Source organism: Vibrio sp. 1167 (assembly GCF_033340375.1).
Classification (GTDB): Bacteria; Pseudomonadota; Gammaproteobacteria; order Enterobacterales; family Vibrionaceae; genus Vibrio; species Vibrio alginolyticus.
The window spans coordinates 592,672-607,317 of the sequence record NZ_JAWOWK010000001.1; the positions used below are offsets into that span (position 1 = coordinate 592,672).

Genomic DNA, 14,646 nt, shown 5'->3' on the forward strand with positions numbered 1-14,646 from the left:
ATGGAGCTAACGTGGAGTTTCTATGGAGTTGGTAAAACCAGCGTCACTTTCACGCCAGAATCGACGTTTTCGACTTGCAACTTACCCTTGTGCAGCTTGATCACTTGCTCAACAAAATTCAGCCCGAGCCCAGTGCTCTTAACACCATTTTCCCGAGCGAGGGAATAAAAGCGCTCGGTCAAACGAGGCATCGCATAGTCAGGAATGTGAGGACCTGAATTGAAAATCGACAAGCACACTTTCTCTTTCGCGACCTCAGCTTTCCATTCAATGCATCCCTCCGAATCAACAAAATCCAGCGCATTGTCCATCAAGTTAAAAACGGCTTGTTTCAGCAAGAAGGCATCACCAAACACGGAGAGATGGTCATCAATTTGGATTTTGGCAGTGACCGACTTAGCACTCAAACGCGCATCCGCCGATTCAACCACTTCATTGACCATTTGTTTTAGCGAGATAGCTTCGACTTGTTCTAGTTCAGGGCGCTTTTCAAGACGAGCAAGTTCTAGCAGCTTATCAATCAATGACTGCATGCGATCGCTTTCTCGCTCAATGTTGCCAGCAAAGCGTGTGACCTTTTCTTCAGGCAACGGCATTTGCAATATTTCACTCGCGCCTTTAATCGCTGATAACGGACTTTTCAGCTCATGAGTCAGCGTCTGTACGTACTCTTCCACATACTGTTTGCCATCGAGCTGGTTGCGCATTTTCTCTAATGCGTCGCTTAGCGTGCCGTACTCATAAAAGATACGAAATGTCGGCTTAGAGACCTTTTCGCCCTCACCCATTTTGGTCGCGTAGTCTTCTAGCTTGTTCAGTGCCGAGTGAATTCGCCAAGCAAACAATGCCCCTGCCAATAGCACTAAACCACTCATCCACACCATCCAAAACAGCACATTGCGTTTAGAAAGATCGATGAAGGGTTGTACTGAGCGATTGGATTTTGCCACCGTCACGCTGCCAATGATTTCGCCTTTGTGATAAATGGGTGCAGCAACGTGCATAACGGTTGAGAGCGGATCTTTCGGGTCTTCGATGGTACTGCGCGCACCGTATTGACCACGCAACGTGAGATACACATCGTTCCATTGCGAATAGTCTTTGCCAACATCTTGCTGCCAAGAATCCGCAATCACAATGCCTTGTTTGTCGGTGATGTAAATTCGATGGTTAATCGCTTTTTTGCCAATTTCCCAAATGCGCGCTTGAGGTTCTCGCTGCCCATAAGCCGCTAGCAGTTTGGAGAAGCGACTCTCAGACAACTTTCCGTTTGCAACGTCCTCTTCTGCCAATACCGCGAGCAAGTTCGCCATATCCACCAGCGTCTCTTCAGTGGTTTGACGCACGGTTGGCTTAAGTTCTTGGACGACAGTTTTGCTCACCATGTAAGCCGTCATCCCGACTAAGATGAAGTAGAGAAAAAACAGTCTGAGTCCAAGAGGGATCTTCGGCCAGCGATTCATCATTCACCTTTAATGCAGTAGAAGTAACCAAAGCCACGCTTGGTACAGATGCGTTCAGACATCCCAAACGGCTTCAACTTATGGCGAATAGCTTTGATATGAGTATCGATATTGCGCTCGTATGCGGCCTCTGGCGCCATGTCTGCCGCGACCATGAGCTGCTCTCGGCTCAATACATTGGAAGAGACAGAAATCAGTTTATCGAGGATCTTGAACTCCACCGCAGTTAACCCAAGCATTTGCCCGCCAACACCATAATCGAAGTTTTGCGCGACTAAATCATGGTTCAAATGAGGTTGTTCTGGAACAGCTACAGGCTCTGGTTTGTGCTCCATCATTGGCGCTTTAGCTTTGATTCGAAGTTTAATGCGAGCCAACATTTCACGCGGGCTGAATGGCTTAGTCACGTAATCATCCGCGCCAATCTCCAAGCCGACTACGCGGTCAATTTCATCGCTTCTTGCGGTGAGAAAGATAATGGGAATATCAGAAAACTCACGGATGGTTTTACATAATTCAAAACCATTGCCATCCGGTAAGCCTACGTCTAACACAAGTAACGCTGCAGAGTTATGCTGCAAAAAGGCCAAGCCCTCTCCTGCCGTTACAAACCACTCTGCGTGGTAGCCATCCATCTCTAATACATGAATCAGGTTCTCTGCGATGGCAGATTCATCCTCAATAATGACGACGGTTGATTGGTCGCTCAATGTTCTAACCTCACTGACGATACTTGTTTAGATGCACATCTTGTTCACTTACTTTGGCGCAAAGGCTATCGGATTGATACCACAAAGGCAAAATCCGTGAATAATATTAATCAAACACCCTCTCATTCAGCGTGGTGGACTTATCACTCACACTGATGAGTCACTACAATTGTGAATACAATGATTTCAACCATTGATATGAACAGTGTTCATTTTACACTCGAGTTATCAATTCGATTTTGTTTAAAGGACAGTAACTGATGAAAAGAGCGCTAATCCCCCTAGCTTTACTCACTTTGCTCTCTGGTTGCGCCAGCATGTCTCCGGATGAGTGCAAGACGGCGAACTGGTACAAGGTAGGTTATCAAGATGGCCGAGACGGCAACGATCCAAACGTTATCAATAGCTATACCGAAGACTGTGGTGAAGCGGGTGTGACACCAGACCGAGCGAAATGGAAAGAAGGCTTTGATAAAGGCACTATCCTATATTGCTCACCAGACAATGGTTACACTGTCGGTATCGAAGGCAAAGAATATTACGGCGTGTGCAGCAGCAAAGAGTTCATTGAAAACTACCAGTTAGGTCATCAAGAATATCAACGCCAGCAACGCATCCAAGAAATCGATACTGAAATCTCCGTCATCGATAATCAACTTGATGGCAACCCAGACAAAGACAATGCCAAACGTCTGAAAGAGAAGAGAAAGCGATTGGCTGACGAGCGTTCAGACCTGTTGTCGCCAACCATCAACTTGAATCTGAATTTCTAAATCGATTGGATTTAGCTTCTAAAAATTCATGGCCCTAGCTCAGTTCTAGGGTCATGAATTGACTGTTCGGATCGAGTTCGTAATCCCCAAACGGCTCGCAGTACACAAAGCCATGCTTTTCATACAACAGGCGCGCAGGTTTAAAAAATTCCATCGAGCCCGTTTCTAAACTCAAGCGCTGCAAGCCTTTTTGCTTCGCTTGCTCAATCACATGAATCAATAATTGAGATGCCACTCCTTGGTTTCTTGCCGCTGGCGTGGTGCGCATGGATTTCAGCTCCGCGTGTTGGCCATCCAACTCTTTAATCGCAGCACACCCCAACAGCTGCTCATCTTTCCATCCAGTCCAGAACGTTACGGCTGGTAGTTTTAGTTTATCCAGGTCTAACGCATGTACGCTCTCTGGCGGTGACGTGGCATACATATCTTGTAAGTGTTCTTCTAACAGCGCGATGACTTCTGGTCTTTCTAAATTATCGACTTCAATCTTCACATATCTTCCTTGATTTATTCATTTAATTGCATCGAATTTATTGCAAAAGCTGAGTGGATACAATCTTTACTAAGCCCTTTTTACAGCGCCTGACGCATGATGTGTTGGGGTCCAACTGGACCACCATGATAGAGCTCATGAGTATCTTCAAAACCAGCTTTGAGGTAACACTGATAAGCTGGCACATTTCGGCAGTTAACCGTTAGGTAGAGAAACTCAAACGTTGGATAGTGCAATTTAACAAAGTCCCCAAACAAGCGAATTGCTTGCTTGGCGATGCCTTTACCTTGATGGCGATGATCCACCAGCAAAGCACGCACGCCTAAACTGTTTTTCGGGCAAAAATCGTATTTCTCGCTGTAAGCTGCATCAAATAGAAAAAAGCCAACCACGTCATCGTCTGCCAAAATCAGATGCGGAAGTTCTGTAGGTTCAAGACATGTAAGCATTTCACCCACATCCGCGACCGTAAACTGCGATTGCTCTTCTAGCACGCTAAGTTCGCAAGTTTGTTTATGTCGCTCAGGCGAATACTTTTCAATAGTAATCATAATCTTCCTTGTTGTTTTTATGCTCAATTCATACAGGGTATGTCGTAAATAGAAATACCTAGTGTCGTATTTCCCACTCGCAGGCAAACGTTTAGCACTCTATTATCCTCACCATTCGATAGAGAGGTTTCCATGTCCCGTTTTTTACTTTGTAGTTTTGCACTCGTTTTACTCTACCCTACTGCCATTGATTTGTATCTTGTTGGTTTGCCTCAAATTGCGTCAGATCTCAATGCCAGTGAATCTCAGTTGCATATTGCGTTTTCGATCTATTTAGCTGGCATGGCTACCACCATGTTATTCGCGGGGAAAATTGCAGACTCTGTGGGACGAAAACCTGTTGCCGTCGTCGGCGCGATGATCTTCGTGCTCGCATCCTTTCTCGGCGGGATGGCTGAGCACCCAAACACTTTTTTGATTGCTCGCTTTTGCCAAGGCATCGGGGCTGGATCTTGCTATGTCGTCGCATTCGCGATTTTACGCGACACGTTAGACGATGAACGCCGCGCGAAAGTATTGTCGATGCTCAATGGCATCACCTGTATCATTCCAGTGATCGCCCCCGTGATTGGTCACTTGATTATGCTGAAATTTCCTTGGCCGAGTTTGTTTACCACGATGGCAGGAATGGGCATTCTCGTCAGTGTATTGGCCATTTTTGTTCTCAAGGAATCACTACCCAGCCAACAACGTGAAGAACAGACAGCGCCAGAGAGCCATCAAGATACTTTCTTCGAGCGATTTTTTATCAGTAGGCTGATCATTACTGCGCTTGGAGTGACCACCATTCTGACCTTTGTTAACGCTTCACCAATTGTCGTGATGAGCATGCTTGGTTTTGATCGCGGCGGCTATTCTTCCATCATGGCAGGGACTGCGACGATCAGTATGTTGATTTCGTTCTCGGCGCCATTGGCATTGGGGATTTTTAAGCAGCGAACCTTAATGATCACCTCTCAAGTATTGCTCGCTTGCGCAGCCATCGTGCTCAGTGCTGCCCATTTCCATGATGGACAATCTCTTTACTATGTATTCGGACTTGGGCTGATTTGCGCTGGCTTCGCTTGTGGCTTTGGCGTGGCCATGAGCCAAGCGCTCAGCCCATTCTCTCAACAAGCTGGCGTGGCGAGCTCGTTACTGGGCATTGCTCAAGTTTGTAGTTCAGCGTTCTATATTTGGTTTATGGGTTTCATCGGCGTTAGTGCTCTGAATATGTTGGTGTTTATCTTAGTGTTAGGTAGCGTAATCAGCCTTGCTCTAATACTATTGATTCCAAAGCCTGTTCACGATACCCATTATGAAGAAATCCCTAGCGCGACTTGACTTTAACTTACTGTTCACTCTGCAATTATTGCTGCAAGAACAAAGCGTCTCGAAAGCCTCGAAAAAGCTGAACGTTACGCCCTCTACCGTAAGTAAGTCGCTCAACAAACTTCGTCATTGGTTCGATGATCCTTTGTTTGTCAAAACACCTAAAGGTCTTGCGCCAACGCCCTTGGCGCAAAGCATGGAGCAAGATCTTGCAGAATGGCTGCAAATTGGCTGCCAGATTGCAGAAAAACGCAGCGATATTACGCCTAAAGGAGTGCGTTTTGATATCACGATTGAGTCGCCATTAGTGCTCACAATGCTGGACAGACTCATCGTCGCTATCCACCAGCGATACCCTGAAGCGAAAGTAAAAACCAGTAACTGGGATTACGACTCACTCGACGCCATCATTCGAGGCGAGGCGGATATCGGTTTTACCGGCCGAGAAAGCCACCCTAGATCGAAAGAGTCGTTGGATCTTCTGCCTTATTTCTTGGATTTTGAGATTCTATTTTATGACCTGCCGATGGTGTATTTACATAAAGATCATCCGGCATTACAGCAAGAGTGGAATCTCGAGACCTTTCTGAGCTACCAACACATCAATATTGTTTGGGAAAAAAGTGAAACTTGGGCGTTGGATGAAGTATTAACGGAACTAGGGCTACAGCGCTCTATCGGGCTGACGATGTCCAACTTTGAGCAATCTCTTTTTATGGCAGCGCAGCCGACGCATGACATGATCACCACCGCGCCGCACTATTGCAAAAGTTACACAGAAAAGCTGCATCTCGATTTGGTGTGCTTGCCAATTCCATTAGACCAAGCTCAACAAGACAAGTTACTGATTCCATTTACCATGATTTGGCATAAACGCAATGCGTACAATCCCAAATTGCTATGGTTGAAAAACACCATTAAGTCATTGTACAAACAACCTTCCCAACCACAGTAAGACTCAGGCTAAGGTCAGGTTTTCTCTGGTTATTTTTAATGACTTTCTTGCTCTGATAGCTATAACTAATCACTTTATCAACTAATAAAAATGTTCTTTTGGATCTACACTAGCTGTTCATTTACACGCTAAGGATCAAGGATGTCGACCTTCTTACTCACTGCTATTGCAATGCTGGCGTTCGCTGCCAATTCATTATTGTGCCGACTTGCATTGGCCGAAGGGTTAATTGATGCAGGAAGCTTCACGCTCGTTCGATTGATATCTGGCGCTGTTATCTTAATCGCATTGCTTGTCGTGAGAGGTCAGTGGAAAACCGATCGGCCAACGTCTCGCTTTCGCTTTTTTGCTGGCGTGGCGTTATTTGGTTACGCTGCCCTTTTCTCTTTCGCGTACTTACAACTGGCGACAGGAACCGGTGCTTTGCTTTTGTTTGGTGCCGTGCAACTTACGTTACTGGCAATCTATTGGTGGCAAGGTGAGCGCTTTCAGTTTCTCGAAATCATCGGTATCGGCCTTTCAATTGTTGGATTTGTTTGGTTGATGTTGCCATCTGCCACGCGCCCCGATATTAGCTCTGCACTTCTCATGTTGATTTCTGGCGTTTGTTGGGCTGCGTTTACTGCGCTCGGTAAACAAGCGCCTTCTCCAAGTAGTGGAATCACGTGGGGATTCATCGCTGCATCAATAATTGGCGTGCTCCTTTCGCCATTAATCTTGTCCTCAATCCACCTTTCTTTGAGCGGAGTGTTGCTCGCTATCGCATCTGGTGCCATTGCCTCTGGCCTTGGTTATACACTTTGGTACCAAGTCGTGCGTAAGCTCTCTTTACTTCAAGCCGCCGTCAGCCAACTTTCCGTGCCAGCCATTGCTTTGCTACTCGGCAGCATCGTACTCCACGAGCCTCTTTCACTGCATATTCTTTTAACCAGCGGCATCATTCTTGGTGGGATCGCTTTGGTTTTTTTATCTCGATCCAAAAAAACAAACGAACAATCAGCAAGCCGATAAAAAGTAATAACTTTCCCTCTCAAATACCCATTCATCATCTATGCTTTTTAAAGCAGTAAAGCTCATTGCAGATGGTACAAGTGGTCTGCTTTGGTACCAGGCAAAGAATATAAGGTGAGAATTGGCTCACACAATGCAACGATTTTGTTTCATAAGTGAGAATCATCACAGATCGCGAATTTGCTCGTTTTAGGCGTTTCACCAATAACGCCAAGGGCTAGCACGAGATCAAGCCAAATACGCACTTTTTGTTTTGACAAAGGGTTTACAAAGCACACTTTTTCACCCGCTATATTCCGCCCCCCGAATTTATTCAGAACAAGATTCTGATTATTCATATAAGAAATTCATCAACTTATAACGATAAGCCTGAGCAAACTTTGACACTATGAACGACAAAATAAAATTCGCTATTAAAGTATCGCTTAGCCTGACTCTGGCTTATCTGATCCCGTTTGCCATGGGTTGGCCGCAAGCATCGACGGCCGCAACTACTGTAATGCTGATTGCATCGACAGGCAGTCGTCGTGAATCACTCGCCAAAGGTACCTTACGCGTGTTAGGTACATTGGTTGGTGCCGTGGTTGGCTTGTTACTGGTGGGGTTGTTTGCTCAAGACCGCTTGCTGTACATGCTGAGCGTGTCGGTTGTGGTCTCATTCATTTTTTACTTCCGTAATGCCTATCAAAAAGATCCTACGCTACTCATGCTGACCGGTGTGATGACGTTGATGATGTCCAATGGCGGTGACGCAGAAGGTGCGTTCCTTTATGGCGTTGACCGCGCCTATATGACGGTGTTTGGGGTGGTGGTTTACACACTCGTGGGAACTTTCTTACTCCCGACCAAAACAGAACAAAACCTAAGACAGCTCATCGAACAACTCAACCAAGCACAACGCGCGTTGTTCACCGCTATCTTGCAAAATTTCGAGCAAAAATCGGCAGGGCAAATCTCTCCTCAAGAAGGCGGAGAAGAAAATCCAGAAGCGGAAGAGCCACAACCTCCTAGCGTGGACACTCTCATCGAACAGATGTTTGCCGCTCAAAATGCGCTCGAACAGCGTTTTTCCACGGTCAGTGTGGAATGCAGTGACGTGTCGGCCTACATGAAAGAGTGGCGCTTGGCAGTTCATTTGAACAAGCAGGTAACGCAACAATTGACCGTCGCGGCGCACAGCCACTTTAGCCACCAGCAAGACCGTGAAAGCATCAGCAACTTTGATCAAGCCGTGGCGGAAATTGACGCGCTATTTGATACCTGCCAACAAGTCTGGGACGAAAAAGAACCCGCTTATCGTGCTCAGGAATTCAAAGTCAAATACAACCAAGCGTTGCTAGAAGACGCAGCGCACCTAGAGAAAGGCTCTGCGCTTACGCTTGGTCACCTGTTGGAACTGATGCATCAAAATTTGTCGCGTTTAGCGGAGAGCATTAGCTGTATTGACTCTGTGACGAACAATGTCTCCTTTGACGTGCCGCTGCCGAAACCGAAAGGCAAGTTTCTATGGTGGGACGCAGAAAACTTTAAAACCGCGGTCAAAACCTTTGTCACTTATTGGGTTGCAGGACTGATTTGGATTTATTTCAATCCACCAGGCGGCTACTCGTTCGTGGTCTTCTCGACCATGTTTATGTCTTTGCTGTCGTTCGTGCCTGTGCACCCGATTTTGTTGCTAGTGCTTTTCACTTTCGGCTTCTTGTTCGCGGTGCCTTCTTACGTCTTCATTCTTCCGCAATTGGATCTCGGGTTAGAGCTTGGCCTGTTTATCTTTATCTACACCTTTATCGGTTTTTATCTGTTTAACGGGCCAGTGACGATTTTCTATATGATTGGCTTGTTTGTTCTCGGTTTAGACAACAACATGTTTTATCACTTCGGGATCCTCATGACGATCATGCTGTTGTTCTACATGGTGGTGTTCATGATTATTTTCGCGCACTACTTCCCGTTTAGCTCACGACCAGAACACCTCTTTTTGACCATAAAAGAACGCTACTTCCGACATACCCGAGAGCTGTTCACTACCTATCAACAGCAGTCTAGCTCGGTTATTACGCCGCTCAAACGGGCCTTACACTTGGTGACGCTCAATGTCTCATCGAAAAAGCTCAAAGTCTGGGGTTCGAAAATCAACCACAAACACTTTGATAAAACCACGCCAGAAGCGATTGGCGCGTTTAGCAAAGCGTGTGATGTACTCAGTAATCACATCAACATCTTAATGGCCGCCGAGAAAAAGTTGATGACCAATCCACTAATTACTCAGCTTCGCCAACAGCACCGCGATTCCATCATTCCTTTGATGGCGGGCGCTTTAGCCAGCCATCAAGCAACACAAGAACTCGACTCCGTATTCGACCAATACAGTCAAGATTACCAAACATTCGAAGATAAACTGGAAGATTTTTTTAGTGAGTTGGATTTATCTGACTACGCTTATTCAGAGATAGCCGGTTTTTATATCTTGCTGAATTTAAAACGGAACGTGTTCGAAGCAATCAAGCATTGCAAGCAAACCTACGAGGATATCGATTGGGTGAACTTACAACAGAAGCGTTTTTAAAGGTGGGGATATGATGCTTCCAAAACTAACCAAACCAAGCCTCGCCATACTTTCTTTGCTCGGACTCAGTGCGTGTACCACGGTAGGACCAGATTATGTTCATCCAAAGCAGGCGCCACTGCCAAGTGACTGGTCGGTGCAAAAAACAGCAGCCAAAGATACGCAGCAATCAGAGCAACAGCTACAACAATGGTGGCAGCAATTTAATGACTCAACTCTTAATCAGCTGGTTGAGTTGGCGAGCAAACAAAACCTCGATTTAGAAGCCGCAGGGCTACGAATTGTTCAAGCACGTTCATTCCTTGGTATTTCGACTGGCTTGCAATACCCACAAGTTCAAACCGTGTCAGGAAACCTAGCGCGTGCCTACGTAAATGATCAGGGCGTGAATAACGCCACTTTGTCGTTTGATGCTGCTTGGGAAATGGATGTTTGGGGCAAGTATGCTCGCGGAATTGAGTCGGCAGAAGCGGGTTACTACGCATCCATCGCATCGTATCACGACATCATGGTCACCATAACCGCCGAAGTGGCGCGCAATTACATCAACTATCGCACATTCCAAGAACGTATTTTGCTGTCTCGCCGCAATATCGAGATTCAAGAGCGTGTCGTCCGCATTACACAGGTGCAGTTCGACTCTGGCAACGTTACAGAATTGGACGTTCAACAAGCTAAAAACCAACTCTACACCACCAAAGCAGCGCTACCGAGCCTCGAAGTGGCAATGAAGCAATCACGTACTGTGTTGGCTTTGCTACTGGGTCTGTTACCAGAAGAAGTAGATGGACTGCTACAGTCGGATGGGATGCACAAGCAAATCGCTGAGTACGAAGCCCAGTTCAAATCAACGGGCAGAAAATCGGCGCTATCGGGCACCGACGAGCGCTCCATTGTGCCACGTCCACCGCTTTTGGATACGCAAGTGGATGCTAACTTAGTGATGCGACGTCCGGATTTGCAAGTCTCTGAGATGCAAGCTCGCGCGCAAAGTGCGCAGATTGGCGTGGCAGAAACCGCTCTGTACCCAAGCTTTTCGTTGTTCGGTTCCATCGGTATCGACAGTACGGTTCCCGATGGCAGCAGTTTCAGTTTTAGCGATTCGCTCACCATGGTGGTTGGCCCAACGTTCAGTTGGAACATTTTCCAATACGGACGCGTGAAAAATAACATTCGTTTCGAAGATGCTCGCTTCCAAGAAACGCTGACGAACTACAACAAAAAGGTACTGCAAGCCGTTAATGAAGTCACCAATGCAATCGAAGCGTATGACCTGTATTTGCAGCAAAAAGATTTACGCTTGCAATCGGTCAACTCTTCCATTCGTGCGTTCAACATATCCATGACACAGTACGAAAACGGACAAATTTCATTCGAACGTCTGCTTAACTCGGTAGAAAAAATGACCCGCGCAGAAGACAGCTACGCAACGATCAAAGGTAATGTTGCGAACCAAGTTGTCGCGCTCTACAAAGCCCTCGGTGGAGGCTGGCAAACCCAAACAGGCAAGCCTTTCATCAGTGAATCGATTGCCACGCAGATGACAGAGCGCACTGACTGGGGAAGTTATTTAAATGAAGAAAACCGCGTATTGCCGCCTTTGCGACTCGAAACTCCGGCTGAGACCAGTGATGAAAACAAAACGGAGGATCGGTAATGCCTCATGAACTCTCTTGGGGAGACGTTTACTTTTCTCCTACGCTACTCGTGCTCTTTCTCGCCGTCACGGCCACGTGGATAACGGTGATGATATTGAACAAGACACGTTTGTCTCGCTTCATCGCTTTTCCGTCTCTGACGTTTATTGCCATCATGGTCGGTTATGTGGTGGCCATCGACAGCTTTTATATTCAATTTTAGGTGCCAAACAAGATGAAAAAACTATTCGTAATCGCACTCAATCTTGTCATTCTTGGTGGCGCAGCTTGGCTCGGCTATCAAAAGTTTGAGGAATACTTTAATAACCCATGGACACGAGATGGGCAAGTGCGTGCTAACGTCATCAAAGTGGCTCCTCGCGTATCAGGCCCAATTGTAAATGTCGCGGTGCAAGACAACCAAGAAGTAAAAACGGGGGATTTACTGTTTGAAATCGACCCTGCGACTTACCAGGTTGCGTTATCTCAAGCCGAAGTAGCACTGGAGCGCTCCATTGTTAGCTCTCGCGGTAAAAAAATCGAATATGACCGCTTAAAAGACATTCGTGCCAAAGACCGTGGCGCGGTTTCTCACAAGGATCTGATTCGTCGTGAAATCGCTTACGAAGAGTCGCTACTGCAAATCAAATCTGCATAAGAGCAACTAAAATCAGCACGCCTTAATCTCAGCTTTACCAAAGTTTATGCGACCGTCGATGGTTTTGTATCTAACCTCGATATTAGAAACGGTACGCAAGCGGTCGCAAACCAACCACTGCTCGCACTGATCGACAAAAACAGCTTTTGGGTATTTGGTTTCTTCCGTGAAAACCAACTTGCGCAAATCGAACCTGGCAGCCAAGCGCGTGTCACTTTGATGTCTCACCCAGACACGCCAATTGACGCGACGGTTGACTCGATTGGTTGGGGTATTGCGCCCAAAGACGGCACGGTCGGCTACAACCTTCTTCCAAACGTAAACCCTGTTTTTCAGTGGATTCGCTTAGCACAACGTATTCCGGTGCGAATCTCCCTACAAGAACTTCCTGAAGATGTTGATCTTCGATTCGGGCTTTCTGCGTCCATCATGGTGATGAAAGAGTCATCCGCAGAAAGTGAACAATAACTAAGTGAGAAGAGCCATGGTCATTGGTAAAAACCTCAAAAATATTAATGAAGAAAACAACTTCTTCTATCTAACCTTAGCACTAGTGATTTTGTTGCTAGGGAGTGCGATGGCACAAGTCGTAGGTGAAGGGACGATTGAACACATACTTCAGGCTTTCACGGTTCTGACGTTTATCGTCTGTTTTGCGAGCCTTCGCTTTGACAAAACCTGGTCTCGTTTCCTCTACAGCCTGTTTGGTATTTGGGTTCTTGTGATTGTGATCAAGACCGTTTTCGACATCAGAGAGATGAATGTGGTGATGCTTGCCCTCACCTTTGCGTTCTTTTTCGGCACTTTTAAATCCATCGCAAGACAGATTCTTTTCACCGGCCATGTCAACAGCAACAAAGTCATTGGCTCGGTCGCGCTTTTCTTGCTGCTTGGTCTGATGTGGGCGATTGCCTACCTCATTCTGCTTGAGTTTTCGCCTGAAGCCTTTACCGGTATGGAAGCGATTTCTTGGGGGCAGAACTTCTCCAATGCAGCGTATTTCAGTTTCGTTACCTTAACCACGCTCGGTTATGGCGACATTAGTCCTCTAACACCACTGGCTCAAGTCGTGGTGTATTTAGAGGCCATCACAGGTGTTTTTTATATGGCGATTGTTGTTTCAAGTCTCGTCAGTTCTAACATTGATCATCAGGTAAACAAAAATGGATAAACAATCGGTAAAAATCGACAGTAAGCTTTTCATCAGTAATATGGTGGAATCGGCAATACGCATTGGCTTGATCTTTGTCTTGCTGATGTTTACGTACGACATCATCAAACCCTTCATCCTTCCGGTTATTTGGGGCGCTATTATAGCCGTCGCTTTAATGCCGCTTACCCAAAAATTGCAGCGTGTATATGGTGGTCGCAGAGGTCTGGCAGCCACAACCATTGCTTTACTTGGTATTGCCCTCCTTGTCACACCACTTGTTATGGTATCAGGCTCCATTGTGGATGGTGCAACGCACGCGCTTGAAGTACTACAAAATGGACAAGTGAAAATACCAGGGCCAAAACCTTCCGTAGCGGATTGGCCTATCGTGGGTGATAAGCTCTACGAAGTGTGGACCCTATTCGCTACTAATCTTGAGCAAGCGATTCAAACCTTTATGCCACAAATAAAGGCAGGACTCACATCTTTACTGGGTACACTTGGGGGCGTATTGGGAAGTTTACTGCTTTCAATCTTGTCACTTGCGATTGCAGCAGGTTTCATGACGTACTCTGAATCTGCAGCATCAGGCTTAAGAACCATCGCGATTCGAACCGCTGGTGAAAACGCAAAAAGCTGGACCACGCTTATCGCTGCGACAATTAAAAGCGTACTGCTTGGCGTAGTCGGTGTAGCGGCGATTCAAGCACTGTTGATCGGTGCTGGTTTCTTCGTATTTGGCGTTCCGGCAGCAGGTTTACTCACACTGCTTCTAATGATTTTATGTATCGCTCAGCTCCCGGCGTTGCTCGCAGTGCTACCTGTGATTGGCTTCATGTACATGACCCAAGACACCTCAACAGCAACCATGTTTACTGTTTGGGTCGTAGTTGCGGCTCTTTCTGAAAACCTGTTCAAACCAATGTTAATGGGACGTGGCGTCGACGTGCCAATGCCTGTGATTCTGCTCGGTGCCATCGGTGGTATGCTTTTCTACGGCATCGTTGGTCTGTTCTTAGGTGCCGTTATCCTAGCAATTTGGTATGAGTTATTTGTTTGGTGGTTGAGCATTGAGAAAGCACAACAGCAAGAAGAAATGGCAGAACAACAAGACGCTTCTGATGACCAATCAGAACCTGGACACGGTGCTGGCATTTAATAAATCAATAAGTTAGAAAGAAATTTAATCCATAACTTATGATATCAAACCGCTGCATTTCAGCGGTTTGATTCTATTTGGATCACAGTTTCGTCGTAATAAATGCGATAAAAATGACGTTCTTGTTAAATTTTCATACTTATTACACTTGGGAGTTGCAATCGGGCAATGAACGATGCACTCTCGATGACCACTAATTTGCTTAG

At 46.3% G+C, this 14,646-nt stretch carries 13 protein-coding genes and 1 pseudogene; 10 read left to right on the plus strand and 4 right to left on the minus strand.

The genetic code is table 11. From position 1 onward, the window contains the following. Window positions 1-20: 20 nt before the first annotated feature. Together creC and R7Z78_RS02640 are read right to left on the minus strand one after the other, a co-directional pair. Window positions 21-1,463: a two-component system sensor histidine kinase CreC gene (gene creC / locus R7Z78_RS02635; protein ID WP_104976423.1), complete on the minus strand. Its 1,443-nt coding sequence runs from the start codon at window positions 1,461-1,463 to the stop codon at window positions 21-23. After that, window positions 1,463-2,173, minus strand: coding sequence for a response regulator (locus R7Z78_RS02640; protein WP_064354944.1), 711 nt, complete (start codon window positions 2,171-2,173; stop codon window positions 1,463-1,465). Before R7Z78_RS02640 ends, creC begins: the two co-directional genes overlap by 1 nt. A gap of 260 nt (window positions 2,174-2,433) precedes the next feature. On the opposite strand from R7Z78_RS02640, the gene R7Z78_RS02645 reads away from it, so the two are divergent. Beyond that, a complete protein-coding gene (locus R7Z78_RS02645) occupies window positions 2,434-2,946 on the plus strand; it encodes a DUF2799 domain-containing protein (protein WP_064354945.1) in 513 nt (170 codons plus the stop codon). Window positions 2,947-2,980: 34 nt separating this feature from the next. On the opposite strand, the gene R7Z78_RS02650 is transcribed toward R7Z78_RS02645, so the two are convergent. Both R7Z78_RS02650 and R7Z78_RS02655 read right to left on the minus strand, forming a co-directional pair. Next, window positions 2,981-3,439 carry a GNAT family N-acetyltransferase gene (locus tag R7Z78_RS02650; RefSeq protein WP_064354946.1) on the minus strand — a complete coding sequence of 153 codons (459 nt, stop codon included), beginning with the start codon at window positions 3,437-3,439 and terminating at the stop codon, window positions 2,981-2,983. Window positions 3,440-3,519: 80 nt separating this feature from the next. Then, window positions 3,520-3,990 carry a GNAT family N-acetyltransferase gene (locus R7Z78_RS02655; protein WP_064354947.1) on the minus strand — a complete coding sequence of 157 codons (471 nt, stop codon included), beginning with the start codon at window positions 3,988-3,990 and terminating at the stop codon, window positions 3,520-3,522. Window positions 3,991-4,122: 132 nt separating this feature from the next. Here R7Z78_RS02655 and R7Z78_RS02660 point away from each other — a divergent pair, with 132 nt between their 5' ends. From R7Z78_RS02660 to R7Z78_RS02700, 9 genes and pseudogenes are all read left to right on the plus strand, one after another. Beyond that, window positions 4,123-5,313 (plus strand): MFS transporter, encoded by a 1,191-nt coding sequence (locus tag R7Z78_RS02660; protein WP_104976421.1) that lies wholly within the window; start codon window positions 4,123-4,125, stop codon window positions 5,311-5,313. Then, window positions 5,288-6,256: an HTH-type transcriptional regulator YidZ gene (gene yidZ / locus R7Z78_RS02665; RefSeq protein WP_104976420.1), complete on the plus strand. Its 969-nt coding sequence runs from the start codon at window positions 5,288-5,290 to the stop codon at window positions 6,254-6,256. Before R7Z78_RS02660 ends, yidZ begins: the two co-directional genes overlap by 26 nt. A gap of 141 nt (window positions 6,257-6,397) precedes the next feature. Next, a complete protein-coding gene (locus R7Z78_RS02670; protein ID WP_104976419.1) occupies window positions 6,398-7,267 on the plus strand; it encodes a DMT family transporter in 870 nt (289 codons plus the stop codon). A 388-nt stretch (window positions 7,268-7,655) separates the two neighbouring features. Then, window positions 7,656-9,833, plus strand: a complete 2,178-nt coding sequence (locus tag R7Z78_RS02675) for an FUSC family protein (RefSeq protein ID WP_104976418.1) — start codon at window positions 7,656-7,658, stop codon at window positions 9,831-9,833. Window positions 9,834-9,843: 10 nt separating this feature from the next. Further along, a complete protein-coding gene (locus R7Z78_RS02680; protein ID WP_104976417.1) occupies window positions 9,844-11,490 on the plus strand; it encodes a TolC family protein in 1,647 nt (548 codons plus the stop codon). Next, entirely contained in the window at window positions 11,490-11,693 is a 204-nt protein-coding gene (locus R7Z78_RS02685; protein WP_005374946.1) for a DUF1656 domain-containing protein, read from the plus strand. Before R7Z78_RS02680 ends, R7Z78_RS02685 begins: the two co-directional genes overlap by 1 nt. Before the next feature lie 12 nt (window positions 11,694-11,705). Further along, window positions 11,706-12,596: pseudogene (locus R7Z78_RS02690) on the plus strand (efflux RND transporter periplasmic adaptor subunit). A 16-nt stretch (window positions 12,597-12,612) separates the two neighbouring features. After that, window positions 12,613-13,299: a potassium channel family protein gene (locus R7Z78_RS02695; RefSeq protein ID WP_005374942.1), complete on the plus strand. Its 687-nt coding sequence runs from the start codon at window positions 12,613-12,615 to the stop codon at window positions 13,297-13,299. Then, window positions 13,292-14,440, plus strand: coding sequence for an AI-2E family transporter (locus R7Z78_RS02700; protein ID WP_005386936.1), 1,149 nt, complete (start codon window positions 13,292-13,294; stop codon window positions 14,438-14,440). The genes R7Z78_RS02695 and R7Z78_RS02700 overlap by 8 nt, the downstream gene beginning before the upstream one ends. Window positions 14,441-14,646 lie beyond the last annotated feature (206 nt).

What these genes read in the sequence shown, in the direction of transcription:
- creC (WP_104976423.1), bottom strand. Translation starts at nt 1,463, where the DNA reads ATGAATCGCTGGCCGAAGATCCCTCTTGGACTCAGACTGTTTTTTCTC.
- R7Z78_RS02645 (WP_064354945.1), top strand. Translation starts at nt 2,434, where the DNA reads ATGAAAAGAGCGCTAATCCCCCTAGCTTTACTCACTTTGCTCTCTGGT.
- R7Z78_RS02655 (WP_064354947.1), bottom strand. Translation starts at nt 3,990, where the DNA reads ATGATTACTATTGAAAAGTATTCGCCTGAGCGACATAAACAAACTTGC.
- R7Z78_RS02660 (WP_104976421.1), top strand. Translation starts at nt 4,123, where the DNA reads ATGTCCCGTTTTTTACTTTGTAGTTTTGCACTCGTTTTACTCTACCCT.
- yidZ (WP_104976420.1), top strand. Translation starts at nt 5,288, where the DNA reads ATGAAGAAATCCCTAGCGCGACTTGACTTTAACTTACTGTTCACTCTG.
- R7Z78_RS02670 (WP_104976419.1), top strand. Translation starts at nt 6,398, where the DNA reads ATGTCGACCTTCTTACTCACTGCTATTGCAATGCTGGCGTTCGCTGCC.
- R7Z78_RS02675 (WP_104976418.1), top strand. Translation starts at nt 7,656, where the DNA reads ATGAACGACAAAATAAAATTCGCTATTAAAGTATCGCTTAGCCTGACT.
- R7Z78_RS02680 (WP_104976417.1), top strand. Translation starts at nt 9,844, where the DNA reads ATGATGCTTCCAAAACTAACCAAACCAAGCCTCGCCATACTTTCTTTG.
- R7Z78_RS02685 (WP_005374946.1), top strand. Translation starts at nt 11,490, where the DNA reads ATGCCTCATGAACTCTCTTGGGGAGACGTTTACTTTTCTCCTACGCTA.
- R7Z78_RS02695 (WP_005374942.1), top strand. Translation starts at nt 12,613, where the DNA reads ATGGTCATTGGTAAAAACCTCAAAAATATTAATGAAGAAAACAACTTC.
- R7Z78_RS02700 (WP_005386936.1), top strand. Translation starts at nt 13,292, where the DNA reads ATGGATAAACAATCGGTAAAAATCGACAGTAAGCTTTTCATCAGTAAT.